Source organism: Phenylobacterium deserti (genome assembly GCF_003254705.1).
Classification (GTDB): domain Bacteria; phylum Pseudomonadota; class Alphaproteobacteria; order Caulobacterales; family Caulobacteraceae; genus Phenylobacterium; species Phenylobacterium deserti.
Genome location: NZ_QFYR01000004.1, coordinates 36,215 through 54,102, shown reverse-complemented (window position 1 = coordinate 54,102; position 17,888 = coordinate 36,215). Strand labels below are relative to the sequence as shown.

The window sequence follows — 17,888 nt, the reverse complement described above, 5'->3', positions numbered from 1 at the left end:
GCGGTCGCTACATAAACCCATCCTTAAGGGGAGCGTGCGGCGGGCGGGTCGTCGTGCGCTCAGACCGTTTTTGGGAAGGACGCAGGGGTCCCATGGCCATTTCGCTTACAGCGCCGCGCGCGACAGAACTGAAGCCGCGCATCGTTGTCTTCGGCGTCGGCGGCGCCGGCGGCAACGCCGTCAACAACATGATCGAGGCGGGGCTGGAAGGCGTCGAGTTCGTCGTCGCCAACACCGATGCTCAACAGCTGCAGTTCGCCAAGACGGACCGGCGGATCCAGCTCGGCGTTCAGGTGACGCAAGGCCTGGGCGCCGGCGCGCATCCGGAAGTCGGCATGAGCGCGGCCGAGGAGTCGATCCCCGAGATCGGCGAACACCTCGACGGCGCCCACATGGTGTTCATCACCGCCGGCATGGGAGGCGGCACCGGCACCGGGGCTGCCCCGATCATCGCAAAGTGCGCCCGCGAGCGTGGCATCCTGACCGTCGGCGTCGTGACCAAGCCCTTCCACTTCGAAGGCCGTCACCGCATGCGTCTGGCCGACGCCGGCATCAATGAACTGCAACGGTATGTCGACACCCTGATCGTCATCCCGAACCAGAACCTCTTCCGCGTCGCCAACGAGCGGACCACCTTCGCCGAAGCCTTCGGCATGGCCGACCAGGTCCTGCACTCGGGCGTGCGCTCCATCACCGACCTGATGGTGCTGCCGGGCCTGATCAACCTCGACTTCGCCGACGTCCGCACCGTCATGACCGAAATGGGCAAGGCGATGATGGGCACGGGCGAAGCCCAGGGCGACGACCGCGCCCTGATGGCCGCCCAGAACGCCATCCAGAACCCGCTGCTGGACGAAGTCTCCCTGAAGGGCGCCAAGGCTGTGCTGGTGAACGTCACCGGCGGCCTCGACATGACCCTGCTGGAAGTCGACGAGGCGGCCAACGCCATCGCCGAGCAGGTCGATCCGGAAGCCAACATCATCTTCGGCGCGGCCTTCGATCCGTCGCTGGACGGCATGATCCGCGTGTCGGTGGTCGCCACCGGCATGGACGGCGCGTCCATCGCCGCCATCGAACCTAAGGTCGAGCGTCGGGCCAACACCACGGCCCAGCCCCTGCGCGCCGACACCGGCCGCACGGCCGAACCCGCGCCGGCTCCGCAACCCGCGCAGCAGGCGATCTATGCCCAGCGCGCAGCTGCGACCCAGGCCGCTCTCGCCCCGCAGCCGCAGCCCGTCGCATACGCGCCGGAGCCCGCGCCTCAGGTCCAGTACGAAGACGAGCAGCCCGACCTCTACGCCGCTCCGGCGCCTGCGCCGCAGCCGCAGGTGGCCGCCCCGCAGGTCTCCCGCATTGTGGACCCGGCGGTGGCCGACGATCAGGACGAGCCGCTGTTCGCCGAGCCCGCTTACGAGGCCCGGCGCCCGCGCGGCGGCTTCCTGAGCCTGTTCGGCGGCCGCCCGCGCTATGACGCCCCCGCGGCGGCTCCTGCGCCGGCTCCGGCGCCTCGCGCCTCGGCCGCTCGCGGCGGCGCCCAGCCGATTGAAGCGCCTGCCCCCATCGAGCAGGCGGACGCTGGCGAGGATCTCGAAATCCCCTCCTTTCTTCGCCGCCTCGCGAACTAAGAGGCCGTTCAAGCAATAGTGTAGCCGGGCGAACGCTGTTTCGCTTAAGCTCCCCTCCCGATGGTCTCCGTCGGGAGGGGTCGGCATGTCTGGTGGGTACAGGATCACTGTGGCGCCGGTGGCGGGCGGATGGTCCGTCCGATGCGACGGCGGCCTGCAGCCGCTCCACTTCCTTTCGGGCGCCCGGGCCGAGCAGCAGGCGAGGGCGCTTGCCGAGCGGCTGAGCCTTTCAGGGCGCGATGCCCAAGTGCTGGTCCACGACCGCACCCTGGCGCTGGTCGGCGCCGCCCGCTACCATGCTGCAGCGCAGCGAGACGCCCCTCCGATCTAAGTCGATCTGGCCAGGTCTGAGTGCTCCGCTCAGGTATGCGCCTCGTTAACCTGTCCCAAACCGAAACATTGCGAAACACCAGTTGTTTTGCTGCGTCGCCGCAAAGCCATTAATCGGCGAGCTGGGGCGACGTCGATTGTCGCCGCCAACACTTGAGTTTCACAGGAAGGTCCGAGCGTGGCCGCAGACGCTTTCCAGCACGGGTCTTTCCAGCACACCGTCCGCACGCCGGCTCTGTTCGCCGGCATCGGCGTGCACACGGGCGCCTACACCCGCGTGGCCGTTCGGCCCGCCCCGGCGGACACCGGCATCGTCTACGTCCGCACCGACGTTCAGGACCGTGACAACCGCGTGCCCGCGACCGGCGAAGCGGTTTGCAAGACTCAGCTGGGCACCGTGATCGGCAACGCCGCCGGCGTCACCGTTTCCACCATCGAGCACCTGATGGCAGCCTTCGCCATGCTGGGCGTGGACAACGCCGTGGTGGAGCTGGACGGGCCCGAGATGCCGATCATGGACGGCTCTTCCCTGCCGTTCGTGCAGATCCTCGACCGCGCCGGTAAGCGGGCGCAGGAGCGGCCCCGCCGGTTCATCCACATCTTGGACGCCGTGGAAGTGGTGGACGGCGACAAGCGCGCCGCCCTGAAGCCGAGCGCGCGCTTCGAGATGGCGTTCGAAATCCGCTTCCCCAGCGCCGTAATCGGCCGCCAGGCGATCGACATGGGCATGGACGAAGCCGCCTTCCGTCGCGAGCTCGCCGACTGCCGCACGTTCGGCTTCCTGCACGAAGTCGAGGCGCTGCGCCGCATGGGCCTGGCGCGCGGCGGCAGCCTGGACAACGCGGTGGTGATCGAGGGCGATCGGATCCTCAACCCGGAAGGTCTGCGCCGCTCCGACGAGTTCGTGCGCCACAAGGCGCTGGACGCCATTGGCGACCTCTATGTGCTCGGCATGCCGATCCTGGGCCGGTTCGAAGGCGAGCTGGCCGGGCACGCCCTGAACAACCAGCTGGTTCGCGCTCTGCTGGCCCGGCCGGACGCCTGGCAGGTGATCACCTTGGTGGACGAGATCGCCGAGGCGGTCTGACCTCGCGCGTCCTCCGCGGCGCTGACTCTTCCTTTCCCCCTACGACCCTGTCGCTGTTGCATACAAGTCGGCGGGCGGCGATGCTTCGCTGTCAATCAGTGAAGGCGGTGCAACGACGCCGCAGGGAAGGAACAGGATGAAGGCCATCTTCAAGCTCGGGGCCGCCGTCGCGGCGCTTCTCACAGCCGGCGCCATGGCGACCGGCGCAGCGGCTCAGTTCACGCCGCAAAAGGAAGACATGCCCACCACGGCGCAATCGATGCCGCAGGAGTACTGGGCGCCCAAGCCGACCACCGCCACCCCCTACCGCGCACCCAACAAGGCGCACTGGAAGCTCTCGGAAATCCTGGCGAGCCACCGGGGCAAGACGGACTGGACGCAGCCGATCATCCGCAACGCCGAGCAGGAGGCGGACTACATCTCCCTGGGCGTGGGCAAGAAGACCAAGGCCCGGATGTATGCAGACGACCGCGTGGTCTGGATCGTCCAGGACGGCGCCATGCGCGTGACGATCGAGGGCATGGAGCCGTTCGTCGCCACCAAGGGCTTCATGGTCAGCGTGCCGTTCCGCCACGCCTACTCCATGGAAACCGTGGGCGATAAGCCGTCCCTGCGCTTCGAGGTGCGCCAGACGGGCTCGATCCCGCTGTATCCCCTGACCGAAACGCCGGATCCCTATCCGGGTCGGACCTACGTCCGCGCCAGGGGTACGCCGGGTCCTGCGGTGCTGACCGAGAACCCGATCGCCGTCGACTTCTTCAAGCAAATCGCCTCAGGCAACGAGCCGTACAATGGCAAGTTCGTGTGGGACGATCACTGGACCACTAACATCCTGCGCGGCAAGGAACAGGCGATGCCGCCGGCCACCAACAAGGGCCACTTCCACGTCGACTGGACCGAGTTCTGGTTCGTGATGGAAGGCCGCATCGGCTACCTGATCGAAGGCGTGCCCTATTTCGAAGCCGAGCCGGGCGACATCGTCACGGCGGCGGAGGGGCGCTGGCATCGCGCGGCGAACGCTCCGGGCGCGCCGATGTCGACCCGCATCCCGTTCAACCCGCGTCCGCCGATCCTGCACAACTGGGAACCGGCGCACTGATAAGAGGCGAGGCGGCCTGATCGTCAGGCCGCCTCCGCCGTCTCCGCTTTCTGAGGCTGCGCGCCTTTTGCGGTCTGGCGCGCGCGCCGTAGCGCCTTCTTCACCGCCTTGGCCGCATGGATCAGCGGCGCGGACGCCTTGGTCAGGGCGCCCACCTCCACGATCGGATCCTGCCGGTCGGAGTAGTGCGAGCCCAGCTGCTTGCGGTGCGTGAACGGGTTGCCGAAGATGCTGTACTGCAGCCCGATCTCGGTCGCGTCCGAGATCTGCCGATGCGGATGGCGCGCGCGCAGCGGCTCGATCGCCAACGCATAGGGAATGGGTCCGCTAAGCCTCAGCACGCCATGCTGGCCGGCCCCGTTCAGCGCCGGGTTGTAGCGGTCGATGTTGCGCAAAACCCGCTGGATCACCGCCCGCAGGAACGGATGGCCGGGCGCGGCCACGATGTGCCACTGTTCGTACTCGCCCCGGGGCATGTGGCTGAGCTCCTTGTGGAAGCCGAAGCCGGCGAAGTCCTCGGTCTCGCCATTGCGCCAGTGGGACAGGATGAAGCGATCGTCGGGCCCCAGCACCTCGTCAAGCGGCAGGGTCGGGCGGCTCTTGCAGTCCAGGTAGACGCCGCCGGCCTGGTACATCAGCAGGTACTTGAACAGGTCGACTTTCACGACCGGATAGGCCGGGCTGATCCGTTCGAAGTAGCGGACCATGCGCTGGCCGTAGTGCTCACGCACAAAGTTCAGGATGGCGGTCTCGTCGTAGAAGCGATGCTCCCAGTGGGGATGCGAGTTGCGCACCCACTCCACGTTTTCGGCCAACTCCTTGGGGAGATTGGCCGCGGGCCAATAAGCCTGATGGAGCACCCGCGGTATGCGCGCGGCTTCCGGAAAGGACGGGACCATCGGGCTTTCTCGTGAACAGGTACGGCACAGGACGAGCCGGATGAACGGCTCGGGCTTTTGGGGCCGCCACCTGAAACTGCTTGAGCGCAGGAAAGTTCGCTGCCCCGCAACAAAAGCCACGCCTGTTAACGCGGCGCCGTCCTAAGCGGCGCTTGGCGCCTTCGGGCGGTCAACGGAGACTCGGCCGGAAGGTTCTGGCCTGACCGTCCGCGGGATCTGATGTTCAGCCCAACCAAGGGTGAGAACCGCTGCCCGGCTGCAATAATCGCGGGCAGGCGGCGCACGCAATCGGTGCCCAGGCTCCGCCATATGCGAGATAACTGAGCATGTCGTTCGCTGAACGACGTGCGGCGTTGCCGACCCCGATCGGTTGAGGAAGCGTATTCGGCAGAGCCTGCGCACTCGTTTGTGCGGCCAATGCAAAAAAGCGGGGTCGAAGCGCCTTGAGGGAAAGAACAGCCATGACCTAACAACTGAACTGGGGATCAGAGATGGGGATTTGTTCCAGGCGAGTCCTGCTGTGCGGGATGTCGGCCGCCGCCCTTCTTGGGCTCGCAGCTGCCGCTTCCGCCCAAACGGCTGCTCCAGGCGGCGCCGAGGCCGAACTCGACACGGTGATCGTCACCGGCACTCGGATGAGCGGCCTGCGCGCGGTCGACAGCCCCGCCCCGGTGCAGGTGCTGGATGCAACCGCGCTTCAGCGGGTCGGCCAGTCCGATCTGATCCAGGCGATCGCCCAGAACGTGCCGTCCTTCAATGCTCAAGCGTTCGGCGGCGACACCGCCAACCTGACGCTTTCCGCCCGTCTTCGCGGTCTGTCTCCCAACCACGCTCTGGTGCTTGTGAACGGCAAGCGTCGCCACGGGACGGCGAACCTGGCGGTGCTGGGCGGGCCCTTCCAGGGCGGCGCGGCCGCCGACCTGAACTTCATCCCGCTGAACGCCATCGACCACGTCGAAGTGCTGCAGGACGGGGCCGCCGCCCAGTACGGCACCGACGCCATCGCCGGCGTGATCAACCTGATCCTCAAGGACAAGGGTGAAGGCGGCAACATCATCGTCACCGGCGGCCAGTACTTCGACAAGGGCGGCAAGACCGGCGACATCACCGCCAGCCTGGGCATGACGCCCGTCGAGAACAGCTACCTCGACTTGTCCTTCGAGAGCCGTTGGCACGGGCACAGCAACCGCGGCGACTTCGATCCGCGCGTTCTGGCGCCCGGCTTCGCCGCCCAATACCCGGCGGTGGCCGCCTTACCCAACTACCCGTACGTGAACCTGATCGCGGGAGACGCGGAGTACCGGCTGAACATCGGCTCCTTCAACTTCGGCTACCAGTTCAGCGAGGCTTTGGAATTCTACAGCTTCGGCACCTACGGGAAGAAGTACGCGGCCGCGTTCGAAAACTATCGGGTTCCGGGGCGCGTGGTGAACGCGGCCGGCGCGCCGCTCTTCCCGGCTGGCTTCAATCCCAAGGAAGCCATCTGGGAGGACGACTACGCGATCAGCGGCGGACTGCGGGGAACGGCCGGCGGGTGGAACTGGGACCTGTCGACCACCTGGGGCAAGGACGACATCAGCATCAACACCTTGGCGTCGGCCAATGCGTCGCTCTACCTCGACACCGGCTTCACCCCCACTGACTTCCATGCGGGTGACTTCATCAACACCCAGTGGACCACCACGCTTGACCTTGCCCACGAGTACGACGTCGGCATGGCCAAGCCGCTGACCCTGGCCCTTGGCGCGGAATACCGGGAAGAGACCTACGAGATCCTGCCTGGCGACCTCGCCTCGCGGTACAAGGAAGGCTCGCAATCCTACCCTGGCTTTGCGCTGACCGACGCGGGCAAGCACGAACGGCGCAACTGGGCTGTCTACGCCGATGTGGCCTTGTCGCCGGTGGAAGCGCTTCAACTCGACTTCGCGGTGCGCCACGAGGACTTCAGCGACTTCGGCGACACCACGGTGGCCAAAGCGACAGGCCGCTACGACTTCAACGACATGCTGGCCATCCGTGGCACCGCGAGCACCGGCTTCCGGGCGCCAACCCTGGCGGAGCAATACTATTCGGCGACCAACGTGGGGCCGAACACCGCCTTCGTGCAGCTGCCGCCCAACTCGCCCGCGGCGCGCCTGGTGGGCGTCAACGGGCTGCAGGCCGAGAAGTCGATCAACTACAGCGTGGGTTTCGTGGCCCACCCCGGCTGGGGCGTCACCGCGACCCTCGATCTCTACCAGATCGAGATCGAGGACCGGATCGTCGGTTCGGGCACGCTGTACGGCTCCGGCGGCACGCCCACGATCCCCGCCGTCGCCGAGGCGATCGTCGCCAATGGCAACGTGCTGGACAGCACCGTAACCTTCACGGGCATCAACATCTTCACCAACGGGCTGGATACCCGCACCCGCGGCGCGGACCTCGTGGTTACAGCCACCACGGGCATGCTCGACAAGGGCTCGGTCCAATGGACCCTCACGGCCAATTGGAATGAGACAGAGGTCACCAAGATCGCCGCTCCGCCTGCGCAGTTGGCCGGCGCCTCGCTGTTCGACCCATCGGCCCTCTACACCCTGGAGAAGGCGTCGCCGAAGTTCCGGCTTGGCGCTGGGGCGGTTTGGACGTGGGACAAGCTGTCGGTGAACCTCAAGGAGTCGCTCTATGGACCGGCCAAGAGCGTCGACAGCTACGATGGGAGCACCTGGTACCAGTCGCGCATCAAGACGGCGCTCATCACCGATCTGGAGGTCGCCTATCAGGTGACGGACAGCGTCCGCGCCGCCGTGGGTGCGAACAATCTGTTCAACACCTACCCGGACCGCCTGAACGGTATTTACCGTCAGCAATTCCTGTCGAACACCGACAACGGCTACGTGGGCCAGTATCCGACCTTCTCTCCGTTCGGCATCAACGGCGGCTACTACTACGGCCGCCTCACCTACACGTTCTAACCTGACCCACGTGTTCTAAACGGTCGCGGGGCGGGCCTGAGCTGAAGGTCCGCCCTCATTCCGCCGCAGGGCTCCGCGCTATTCCGTTCCGTTTGCGCGGGCCCGGGCGTGGTGTAGAAGCATCGCACGCAAGCCGGGGGGCGCGCGTTGGTCCTTTGAGGTGAAGGTGTCCGTGCTTCGCAATACGTGGGCTCGCCCGGTTCTGGTCGCTGGTGTCTGTGCGCTGGCCTTGGCGGGGTGCGCCGGGACCAAGAAGCCGAAGACCCGGCTCGCCTATGAAGAGCGCCCGGTGGAGCTGCTCTACGCCACGGGCGCCGATCGCCTGGACCGTCGCCAATGGGGCACGGCTGTCGACTACTTCCGCGAAGTGGAACGCCAGCACCCCTATTCGGAATGGTCGCGCCGCGCGGTCCTGATGCAGGCCTACGCCCACTACCAGGGCAACGACTATCCCGAAGCCATCGCCGACGCCGACCGGTTCATTCAGCTCTATCCGGGCAACCCGGCGGCCGCCTACGCGCACTACATCAAGGCCGTCTGCTACTTCGAACAGATCGTCGACGTGGGCCGGGATCAGGCCGCCACGGGCCAGGCGCTCGACGCCCTGCGCAATGTCGTCCAGCGCTACCCGAACACCGAATACGCGCAGGACGCCCGCCTGAAGATCGACATGGTCAACGACCAGCTGGCCGGCAAGGAAATGACTATCGGTCGCTGGTACCTGCGCCAGGGCGATACCCTGGCCGCCATCGGCCGCTTCAAGACCGTGGTCGACCGCTATCAAACCACCAGCCACACGCCCGAGGCGCTCTACCGCCTCGTCGAGTCCTATCTGACGCTCGGCCTCATGGAAGAGGCCAAGCGGAACGGGTCGGTGCTCGGCTACAACTACCCGGGCGACGGCTGGTACTCCGACGCCTACAGCCTGCTGACCGACCGCGGTCTGCGCCCGGCCGTGGAGCCCAGCGGCGGCGGCCAGCGTCGCGGCCTGATCCGCATCCCGTTCATGAAGCGCAAGTCGACGACCATCGCTCCGCCGGCGGCCGTCAGCGCGAACGAGGCGCAGCAGCAGACTGCGGCCGCGGAACCTAAGTAGAACTCAGCTCTTTCCGACAGCTCCGATTCCGGGTGATCTTGCGCCGATGCTGATCGGACTGTGGATCCGCGACGTGGTGCTGATCGAGGCCCTGGACCTGTCCATCGGGCCGGGTCTCACCGCGCTTACCGGTGAGACGGGCGCGGGCAAGTCGATCATCCTCGACAGTCTGGGCCTGGCCACCGGCGCGCGCGCCGACGCCGGGCTGGTGCGCCGGGGCGCTGCCCAGGCGGCGGTGTCCGCCGTGTTCGCGCCGCCTCCGCAGCACCCGGTTTGGGATCTGCTGGAAGACAAGGGGCTGTCCTACGCCCGCGACGAGGATCTCGTCCTGCGCCGCACCTTGTCGGCCGATGGGCGGAGCCGCGCCTTCGTGAACGATCAGGCGACCGGCGTCGGCGTCCTCAAGGAGATCGGCGAGCTGCTGCTGGAGGTCCATGGTCAGCACGAGACTGTGGGCCTGCTGGACGCTCGCACCCACCGGCCCCTGCTGGACACCTTCGGCGGCTTGGACGCGCAGAGCGGGAAGGTTGCGGAGCGCTGGCGCACCTGGCGTGAGGCGCGCGAACGCGTCGATGCCTTGCGGGCCGACGTGGATCGCGCCGCCGCGGAAACCGAAGAGCTCACCTTGCGCCTGGCGGAGATCGAACGCCTCGACCCGCGCGAGGGCGAGGAGACGGAGCTGGCGGAACAGCGCGCCATTCTCGGCGCCGCCGAGAAGTCCCTGGCCGACATCGCCTCGGCGCGCGGCGCTTTCGACGGCCTGTCCGCAAAGGTCGCTTCGGCGCTCCGTGCTCTGGAGCGTGCGCGCGAGCGGGCGGTGACCGCGGGCGCTGCTCAGGACGGGCCGACGGTCGCGCGCCTTGTGCAGGCCGCCGAGGCCATGGACCGCGTGCTGATCGAGGCTCAGGAAGCCGAAGCGGCGGTGGACACGGCAGCGGAGGCCTTCGACTTCGAGCCCGACGAACTCGAGAAGACCGAGGAGCGGCTGTTCGACCTGCGAGGTCTCGCCCGCAAGCTGAACGTCAGCGTCGAAGAGCTGCCCCTGCTGCGGGTTCGGTTCGCCGAACGGCTGCGGGCGGTGGAATCGTCCGAGGGCGACCTGAAGGCTGCCGAGACGGCGCTCACCGCCGCCAAGACGGCCTACCTTGCCGAAGCCGCCGCGCTCACCGACGCCCGGAAGGCGGCGGGTGAACGGCTCGCTGCGGCGGTGATGGCCGAGCTTGCCCCTTTGAAACTCGAAAAGGCGCGGTTCCGCGTCGCTGTCGAGCCGCTGTCCGAGGAGCGAGCGGGACCCACCGGCCTCGATCGCGTGGCGTTCGAGATCGCCACCAATCCGGGCGCGCCGTTTGGCGACCTCGGCGCGATCGCTTCCGGCGGCGAACTCGCCCGTTTCGCCCTGGCCTTGAAGGCGTCGCTGGCGGGGCGGGCCAGCGGTCCGCAGCCTTTGATGATCTTCGACGAGGTAGATCAGGGCGTCGGCGGCGCGGTGGCCGACGCCGTGGGCCTTCGGCTCAAGCGCCTGGCGGCCAACGCTCAGGTTCTGGTGGTCACGCACTCGCCCCAGGTGGCAGCTCGCGGCGATGCGCACTGGCGCATCTCCAAGGCTGGCGACGCCGAACGCCTGCGCACCAATGTGGAGATCCTCTCGCCGGCCGAGCGCGAGGAAGAGATCGCCCGCATGCTGGCCGGCGCCCAGATCACCGACGCCGCACGCGCCGCTGCGCGGGCGCTGATCGGCGCTTAAGCCGCGTCCGGCAGCCCCAGCAGCTGCAGGAAACTGGTCACCGCGACGGCTTCCCCGCGCGTGCGCCGCTCCAGCGCGTGAGCTGGCTGGGGGCGCGCCTCGACCTTCAGCGGCAACACCGTCCAGCGGTTCGGAAACCTCAACGGTTCGGGATTGGCGTGCGCCTGCAGGTGCGGGCAGCGCTCCAGCGCCAGGTCGGCGCAAGCGCGATGGGCAGGTGAGATCGCGCCGGCGTCCAGCAGGAGCTCTGTGTCCGGTACAGTGACGGGAAGCAGCGTCGCGAGGCCCTTCTGGCGCAGCGCCCCGGCTGTCACCAACCTTCCGGTCTGGCTCCAGCGATCGTCCTGCGTCGTAGGCTTCCCGCACATCGGACAAAGCATCCTGCGGACGGACCAGCGCTGTCGGACCAGATGGTTCTGCGAGTAGTTCGGCCGCCCGCATCCGGGCTGCTCGGCCTGCACCACCGCAAGGCCGCCGTTGAGGGAAGGGCAGGGGCGCACGCCCAGCACCTGCTCGGCGCTCCAGCTGGTCACCCAGGGCACGTCCAGCCCCACCTTCAGCCGAGAGCGTTGATGCATCCTGCTGCCCCGCCAGGAACGCCAGCTTGGTGGCCAGCCCGGCTTGCCATGCCCCGGCGCCTGATTTGACGCAAGCCGGTCGCGGGCGCACCCTTCGGACATGGACGAGCGCAAAACCGCAGGCGATCGGTACGCCTCCTTCGAGGCCTTCTACCCCTTCTACATCCACGAGCATGCGAACCGCACTTGCCGCCGCATCCATGTGGTCGGCACAGCTCTGGTGATCGCCGCCTTCGTGGCGTTCCTGCTGACGCAGAACCCATGGTGGCTGCTCGCCATGCCTCTGCTCGGCTATGGGTTCGCCTGGGTGGGGCACTTCTTCTTCGAGAAGAACCGGCCCGCTACCTTCAAGTACCCGTTGTGGAGCCTGTTGGGCGACTTCCGGCTGTTCTGGGAAACCGTGACCGGCAAGCGTCGGTTCTAGGCGGCGGGGGCCTGCGAGAGGCCGCGGGATCGGCTAGCTTGCCGGCATGGATTCTGCGCGCACCAAACCGATCGACCAGCTCACCGAAGCCGAAGCGGTGCAGGAGCTCACCGCCCTGGCCGACGAGATCGCGGCGCACGACATCCGCTACTACCAGGAAGACGCGCCGACGGTGTCGGACGCCGACTACGATGCGCTCAAGCAGCGCAACGCCGCCGTCGAACAGCGCTTTCCACATCTGGTGCGGGACAACTCGCCAAGCCTGCGGGTGGGCGCCGCGCGGTCCGAGCAGTTCGCGCCCGTCGAGCACGGCGTGCCCATGCTGTCCCTCGACAATGCCTTCTCCGACGAGGACGCCCTCGAATTCGATGCGCGGGTGAAGCGCTTCCTGCGGCTGGACGGGGAGGTGGCCTATACGGCCGAGCCCAAGATCGACGGCTTGTCGGCCTCGGTGCTCTACCGCGACGGCCGGCTGGTGCGCGCAGCCACGCGCGGCGACGGCCGGGTGGGGGAGGACGTCACCGAGAACATCCGCACCATTGGCGATATCCCGCACAAGCTGTCTGGCTCAGGCTGGCCGTCCGAGATCGAGATCCGCGGCGAAGTCTACCTCGGGGCGGAGGAGTTCGCCGCCTTGAACGCCGCCGCCGAAGCCGCCGGCCAGCGCACTTACGCCAATCCGCGCAACGCCGCCGCGGGGTCTTTGCGCCAGATCGACTCCAAGATCACCGCCCAACGCCCGCTGCGGTTCTTCGCCTATGCCTGGGGCCTGTTCAGCACGCCCTTCGCGGAAACCCAGTGGGAAGCCCTGCAGATGCTGAAGGCCTGGGGCTTCCAGGTGACTCCGCAGAGCCGGCGGGTGGAGGGCGTTGAAGGCCTGCTGGAGGCCTATCGCTACATGGAGGCGGAGCGGCCCAAGCTCGGCTTCGACATCGACGGCGTGGTCTACAAGGTCGATCGCTTGGACTGGCAGCAGCGGCTGGGCTTCGTGTCCCGCGCGCCGCGCTGGGGCATCGCGCGCAAGTTCCCGGCGCAGCAGGCCCGCACCGTGCTGGAGGCGATCGATATTCAGGTCGGTCGCACCGGGGCTCTTACGCCCGTGGCGCGGCTGCAGCCGGTGACGGTCGGCGGTGTTGTGGTGACCAACGCCACTCTGCACAACGCCGACGAGATCGCCCGCCTGGATGTCCGGATCGGCGACACGGTGATCCTGCAGCGCGCCGGCGATGTGATCCCGCAGATCCTCTCCATCATCCCGGAGGAGCGGCCGGCGGACGCCGAGCCCTACGACTTCCCGCACCTGTGCCCTTGCCCGCTGAAGACCGAAGTGGTGCGCGAGACCACCGCGTCGGGCGCCGAGACGGTGGTGCGGCGCTGCTCCGGCGAGTTTGCCTGTCCGTTCCAGAAGCTCGCCCACCTTCGTCATTTCGTCAGCCGCCGCGCCTTCGACATCGAAGGGCTGGGCGAAAAGCAGCTGACCCTGTTCAGCGAGCGCGGCTGGCTGAACTCGCCGGCCGACATCTTCCGCCTGCACGAAAAGCGCGACGAGCTGCTGGCGCTGGACCGCTTCGGCGAAACCAGCGTCCGCAACCTGCTGGATGGCATCGAGGCCCGTCGCGAGATCGCGCTGGAGCGCTTCGTTTACGGCCTGGGCATCCGGCACGTCGGTGAGACGACCTCGCTGGCCCTGGCGCGCCACTTTGAAACGGCCGAGGCTTTCGTCGCCACAGCCCGGGCCGCAGCTGATCAGACGGCGGGCTCCCTCTATGCGGAGCTGTCCGATCTCGAAGGCCTTGGCCCCACCGCCCTGGCCGCCGTCCTCGACTTCGCGCGCAGTCGGCCGGCCCTGCTGATCCCCGCAAGCGCGTCGCTGGAAGAGCACCTGCGTCTGGCGATCCCGCGCCTCAACGCCCGCGCCAGGACCGCTCTGGCGGAGCGGTTCGGAGACTGGGCGAGCTTCGAGGCCGCCGCCGCTCAGGCGCTGGCCCAAACGCCGGGCGAGGCGTTCCAGGAACTGGCGTCCATCGGAACCGTCGGCGTGGTGGCGGCGCGCATGATCGCGGCCTTCTTCGCCGAGGACCACAACCGCGCCATGGTCGACAGCCTGCTGGGCGAACTGCGGGTGATCCCGGCCGAGAAGCCCAAGTCGGACACCGCCGTGGCGGGAAAGACGGTGGTGTTCACCGGAGCGCTCGAGCGCATGACCCGTGACGAAGCCAAGGCGCAAGCCGAGCGGCTGGGCGCCAAGGTCTCTGGATCGGTGTCCAAGAAGACGGACCTGGTCGTCGCCGGCCCGGGCGCCGGTTCCAAGCTCAAGGACGCCGAAAAGCACGGCGTCCAGGTGATCTCCGAAGAGGAATGGCTGGCCCTGATCGGCGGGTGATCCTTGCTCCCCCTCCGGGGAACCCGACCTCTCGGTAAGATCAGCCCTTCGGCTTCCAGCCCAGCGCCTCGCAGGCGTCGGGCTCGGACGTCCACATCAGGTTGGCGATCTTCCAGGTGCCGTCCTTCTGGACGAGGTCGAAGGAGTCGATGCCGCAGTGGCGGTCCTGCGGCGTGTGCACCTCGTAAGGCGCCCACACCACCGCGATCGGCCCGCGGCGCAGCACCGTTGGGCTCCAGTACTGCTCCTCGAAACCGGGCTTGCCCGCCAGGCTGTCGAGCCAGGCGCGGAAGGTGAGGACGCGATGGTGGTTTCCGCCGTCCGGCAGCGTCCGTTGGACGTTGATCGTCCCCTCCGGGATCAGCAGGCCCTCGACCGACGTCCAGTCTCCGGCCTTCAGCCCGGCGAAGAAGCGGTCCACCACCGCGAGCACCTCGGCGTTTGCCGGGTCCGGCTTCGGGGCGGCGAGCGCGGGTCCGGCGACCAGCGCAAGCGCGGCGAGAGTGGCGGCGAGCGGGCGCATCAGATCGGCGCCGTGGCTTCCACCAGCCAGGCGCGGATGTCCGGCTCGACCTGCGGGCCCACCACCTCCAGGACCCGCGCGTGATAGGCGTCGAGCTGGCGGCGCTCTTCCGGTGTCAGCAGCTCGCGGTCGATCAGCCGCCGGTCGATCGGCGCCAGCGTCAGGGTCTCGAAGCCCAGCATCGGCCGCTCGCCGCCGGCCACCGGCTCGGGGGCGGTGACGAACTGCAGGTTCTCGATGCGGATGCCGTAGGCGCCTTCCTTGTAGTAGCCCGGCTCGTTGGACACGATCATGCCCGGTCGCAGCGCGACCATGTTGGGCGCCTTGGAGATCCGTTGCGGACCCTCGTGGACGCCCAGGTACGAGCCCACGCCGTGACCGGTGCCATGGTCAAAGTCGAGCCCTCGCTCCCAAAGGGCGATCCGCGCCAGGGCGTCCAGGGCCGAGCCGGTCGTCCCCGCCGGGAAGCGGACCCGCGCCAGGGCGAGGTTGCCCTTCAGCACCAGGGTGAAGCGCTCGCGCATCTCCTGCGTCGGCTCGCCGATGGCGACGGTGCGGGTGATGTCGGTGGTGCCGTCGAGGTACTGAGCTCCCGAGTCCACCAGCAGAAGCGAGCCGGCCTGGGTGCGCTTGTTCAGGCGCTCCGTCGGCCGGTAGTGCACGATGGCCCCGTTCGAGCCCGCCCCTGCGATGGTGTCGAAGCTGAGATCCTTCAGCGCTCCGGTGGCTTCCCGGAAGCTTTCCAGCTTGCTCACCACCTCGATCTCGTCGGGGAGGCTGGTCTGCGCCTCCGTGGCCAGCCAGTGGAGAAAGCGCGTGACGGCCGCGCCGTCGCGGGCGTGAGCGGTGCGCGCGCCCGCGATCTCAACGGCGTTCTTGCAGGCCCGGGGCAGGGCGCAAGGGTCCTCGCTGCGGACCACCAGGGCGCCGGCGTCCGCCAGCGCCTCGAAGTACCAGGCGGAAGACTGGCCCGGATCGACCACCACGCGCTTGCTGGCGAGATCCTTCAGCGCCGCCGGCAGGTCCTCAGGGGTCTCCAGCCGCACCTCGTTGCCCAGCCAAGCCGGCAGGTCGGGCGTGACCTTCACCGGGTCGAGGAACAGCCGCGCCGAGCCGTCCGCGTTCAGGATCGCCTGTCCCAGCGGCAGGGGCGAGCGGATCACGTCGCCGCCGCGGATGTTGAACAGCCAGGCGATGGACGATGGCGCGGTGAGCACCGCGGCGTCCGCGCCGGACGCGCCCAGCGCCTGGCCGATGCGGGCCCGCTTGGCCGACGACTCCTCGCCCGCATACTGCAGCGGATGCGGGACCACGGGCGCGGTGGGCTGGGATGGACGCGCCATGCCCCAGGCCTCGTCGAGCGGGTTGGGCGTGACCGGCTTCAGCTGCGCACCGGCCCGCGCCGCCGCCACCTTCAGCCGCTCCAGCGCATCGGGGCTGTGCAGGCGCGGATCATAGCCGATGGTCTGGCCGGTGCGCGCGGCGGTCTCGAGATAGGCGGTGACGCCCCCTTCGACGAGGTCGCGGATCTCGAACAGGCCCTGGTCCACCTGGTCACGCACCTGCAGGGTGTAGCGGCCGTCCACGAAGATCGCCGCCTTGTCCTGAAAGATCACCGCCGCCCCGGCCGAGCCGGTGAAGCCGGTGGCCCACCCCAGCCGATCGTTCGCCGCCGGCAGGTATTCGTTCTGGTGCTCGTCCTCATGGGGGACCAGCAGGCCGTCGAGGCCGTGGCGGCTCATGGCCTGGCGGATCAGCGGCACATGCTGGGAGCCGAAGGACGGATCGGTGCTTTCGTCGAAGGTCTGGCGCATGGGTCCGATTTAGTCGCTTCGGCCGTCCGCGGCAAAGGCGCGCTGAGCCTCAATATATACCCGGGTATAATTGACTCCGCTCCCGCGCTTGCTTACCAGCGCACCGGCAAGGAGCTGGATCATGGACAGGCAAAGCCGCCGCGAGGCCGTGCGCGACTATAAGGAACGGAAGATCGAGCCTGGGGTGTTCGCCGTTCGCTGCGCCGCCACGGGCGAGGCCTGGGTGGCGGCCTCGCGCAACCTTGCCCAGCAGCAGAACGGGATCTGGTTCAGCCTGCGGCTCGGCTCGCACATGAACCGCGCGCTGCAGGCCGCCTGGAACGCGCACGGGGCTGAGGCCTTCCGCTACGAAGTGCTGGAGGCGATCGAGGACGAGGACCTCAGCGACTATTCGCGCAACGTCCTGCTGAAGGAGCGGGAGGCCCATTGGCTCGAAGCCATGGGCGCTCGCCGGATGTTCTAGGGCCGCTGAACCACCAGCGTCGCCCAAGCGTCGCGGTGCAGGCGACGCACGAGGCGGAAGCCCTTCGAAGTGTAGGCGGCCAGCACCCGGCGCTCCTGCGTCCGCAGCAGGCCGGACAGGATTGCAAGGCCGCCGGGCTTCAGCGCCATCTTGATGTCCTGCGACAGGAAGACGAGCGGCGGGGCGAGAATGTTGGCGAACACCAGGTCATAGGGCGCCTTGGCCCGCACTTTGGTGTCGTTCAGCCCCCAGGCGTGGACGAACCGCGCCTGCGAGCGGTTGAGCTTGGCGTTCTCGTTGGCGATCCGCACGGAGACACGGTCGATGTCGGTGCCGACGGCGACGTTCGCGCCGGTCTTGCTGGCCGCGATGGCCAGCACGCCCGTGCCGCAGCCCACGTCCAGCACCCTTCGGAAGCTCTTGCGCTTCAGCAGGCGGTCATAGGCGATCAGGCAGCCGACGGTGGTGCCGTGGTGGCCGGTGCCGAAGGCGGCGCCCGCCTCGATGCGCAGGTTCACCGTCGACGGCGGCGCAAGTCCGCGGTCGTGGGCGCCGTAGATGAAGAAGCGGCCGGCGCGCACCGGCGGCAGGCCGGACAGCGCCATGGCCAGCCAGTCGGCGTCGGCCAGCACCTCGGTGGTGACCCGAAGTTCCGGAAAGGCCTTCAACGCCTCCAGCGTCGCGTCACGCTCCTCGTCCGAAGTCGGGAAGGCGTCGATGCGCCAGACGTCGTGGTCCTCGTCTTCTTCCAGGATGGAGTAGGTGAGGGTGTCGGCGCCCGGCGTCTCGTCGATGCGGGCGGCGGCGGCTTCGGCCTCAATGCGCGGGCCGCGGGCGATGATCTGGATGGCCTGTTCGGTCATGGGCCCCTG

The 17,888-nt window shown here is 68.2% G+C and carries 15 protein-coding genes; 10 read left to right on the top strand and 5 right to left on the bottom strand.

Annotated features, from left to right (window positions below):
• Positions 1-92: 92 nt before the first annotated feature.
• The 4 genes from ftsZ (at position 93) to DJ018_RS15110 (ending at position 4,141) form a co-directional block, all read left to right on the top strand.
• On the top strand, positions 93-1,625 hold the full coding sequence (gene ftsZ / locus DJ018_RS15125; protein ID WP_111515813.1) for a cell division protein FtsZ: 1,533 nt from the start codon (positions 93-95) through the stop codon (positions 1,623-1,625).
• 85 nt (positions 1,626-1,710) lie between these two features.
• Complete coding sequence (locus tag DJ018_RS15120; protein WP_111515812.1) at positions 1,711-1,956, top strand: hypothetical protein; 246 nt, start codon at positions 1,711-1,713, stop codon at positions 1,954-1,956.
• Between the two features lie 177 nt (positions 1,957-2,133).
• A complete protein-coding gene (gene lpxC / locus DJ018_RS15115; RefSeq protein ID WP_111515811.1) occupies positions 2,134-3,042 on the top strand; it encodes a UDP-3-O-acyl-N-acetylglucosamine deacetylase in 909 nt (302 codons plus the stop codon).
• A 136-nt stretch (positions 3,043-3,178) separates the two neighbouring features.
• Positions 3,179-4,141, top strand: coding sequence for a cupin domain-containing protein (locus DJ018_RS15110; RefSeq protein WP_111515810.1), 963 nt, complete (start codon positions 3,179-3,181; stop codon positions 4,139-4,141).
• Between the two features lie 23 nt (positions 4,142-4,164).
• Here the strand turns inward: DJ018_RS15110 and DJ018_RS15105 are convergent, their stop codons facing one another.
• Positions 4,165-5,040 (bottom strand): glycosyltransferase family 32 protein, encoded by an 876-nt coding sequence (locus tag DJ018_RS15105; RefSeq protein ID WP_111515809.1) that lies wholly within the window; start codon positions 5,038-5,040, stop codon positions 4,165-4,167.
• A 527-nt stretch (positions 5,041-5,567) separates the two neighbouring features.
• Between DJ018_RS15105 and DJ018_RS15100 the strand changes: the two genes are divergently transcribed.
• The 3 genes from DJ018_RS15100 (at position 5,568) to recN (ending at position 10,831) form a co-directional block, all read left to right on the top strand.
• A complete protein-coding gene (locus tag DJ018_RS15100) occupies positions 5,568-7,991 on the top strand; it encodes a TonB-dependent receptor plug domain-containing protein (RefSeq protein WP_240609576.1) in 2,424 nt (807 codons plus the stop codon).
• 172 nt (positions 7,992-8,163) lie between these two features.
• A complete protein-coding gene (locus DJ018_RS15095; protein ID WP_420849527.1) occupies positions 8,164-9,087 on the top strand; it encodes an outer membrane protein assembly factor BamD in 924 nt (307 codons plus the stop codon).
• Between the two features lie 46 nt (positions 9,088-9,133).
• Positions 9,134-10,831 (top strand): DNA repair protein RecN, encoded by a 1,698-nt coding sequence (gene recN, locus DJ018_RS15090; RefSeq protein ID WP_111515806.1) that lies wholly within the window; start codon positions 9,134-9,136, stop codon positions 10,829-10,831.
• On the opposite strand, the gene DJ018_RS15085 is transcribed toward recN, so the two are convergent.
• On the bottom strand, positions 10,828-11,409 hold the full coding sequence (locus tag DJ018_RS15085; RefSeq protein WP_111515805.1) for a hypothetical protein: 582 nt from the start codon (positions 11,407-11,409) through the stop codon (positions 10,828-10,830). The two genes, recN and DJ018_RS15085, sit on opposite strands and share 4 nt — an antisense overlap.
• Before the next feature lie 100 nt (positions 11,410-11,509).
• On the opposite strand from DJ018_RS15085, the gene DJ018_RS15080 reads away from it, so the two are divergent.
• Both DJ018_RS15080 and ligA read left to right on the top strand, forming a co-directional pair.
• Positions 11,510-11,833, top strand: a complete 324-nt coding sequence (locus DJ018_RS15080; protein WP_111515804.1) for an Mpo1-like protein — start codon at positions 11,510-11,512, stop codon at positions 11,831-11,833.
• 46 nt (positions 11,834-11,879) lie between these two features.
• Positions 11,880-14,216: an NAD-dependent DNA ligase LigA gene (gene ligA, locus DJ018_RS15075; protein WP_111515803.1), complete on the top strand. Its 2,337-nt coding sequence runs from the start codon at positions 11,880-11,882 to the stop codon at positions 14,214-14,216.
• Positions 14,217-14,256: 40 nt separating this feature from the next.
• Here ligA and DJ018_RS15070 read toward each other — a convergent pair whose 3' ends face one another.
• Positions 14,257-14,739 (bottom strand): nuclear transport factor 2 family protein, encoded by a 483-nt coding sequence (locus DJ018_RS15070; protein ID WP_111515802.1) that lies wholly within the window; start codon positions 14,737-14,739, stop codon positions 14,257-14,259.
• Positions 14,739-16,553 carry an aminopeptidase P family protein gene (locus DJ018_RS15065; RefSeq protein ID WP_111515801.1) on the bottom strand — a complete coding sequence of 605 codons (1,815 nt, stop codon included), beginning with the start codon at positions 16,551-16,553 and terminating at the stop codon, positions 14,739-14,741. Before DJ018_RS15065 ends, DJ018_RS15070 begins: the two co-directional genes overlap by 1 nt.
• A gap of 121 nt (positions 16,554-16,674) precedes the next feature.
• Here DJ018_RS15065 and DJ018_RS15060 point away from each other — a divergent pair, with 121 nt between their 5' ends.
• Positions 16,675-17,016 carry a GIY-YIG nuclease family protein gene (locus tag DJ018_RS15060; RefSeq protein ID WP_111515800.1) on the top strand — a complete coding sequence of 114 codons (342 nt, stop codon included), beginning with the start codon at positions 16,675-16,677 and terminating at the stop codon, positions 17,014-17,016.
• Here DJ018_RS15060 and DJ018_RS15055 read toward each other — a convergent pair.
• A complete protein-coding gene (locus DJ018_RS15055) occupies positions 17,013-17,879 on the bottom strand; it encodes a 50S ribosomal protein L11 methyltransferase (protein ID WP_111515799.1) in 867 nt (288 codons plus the stop codon). The two genes, DJ018_RS15060 and DJ018_RS15055, sit on opposite strands and share 4 nt — an antisense overlap.
• Positions 17,880-17,888 lie beyond the last annotated feature (9 nt).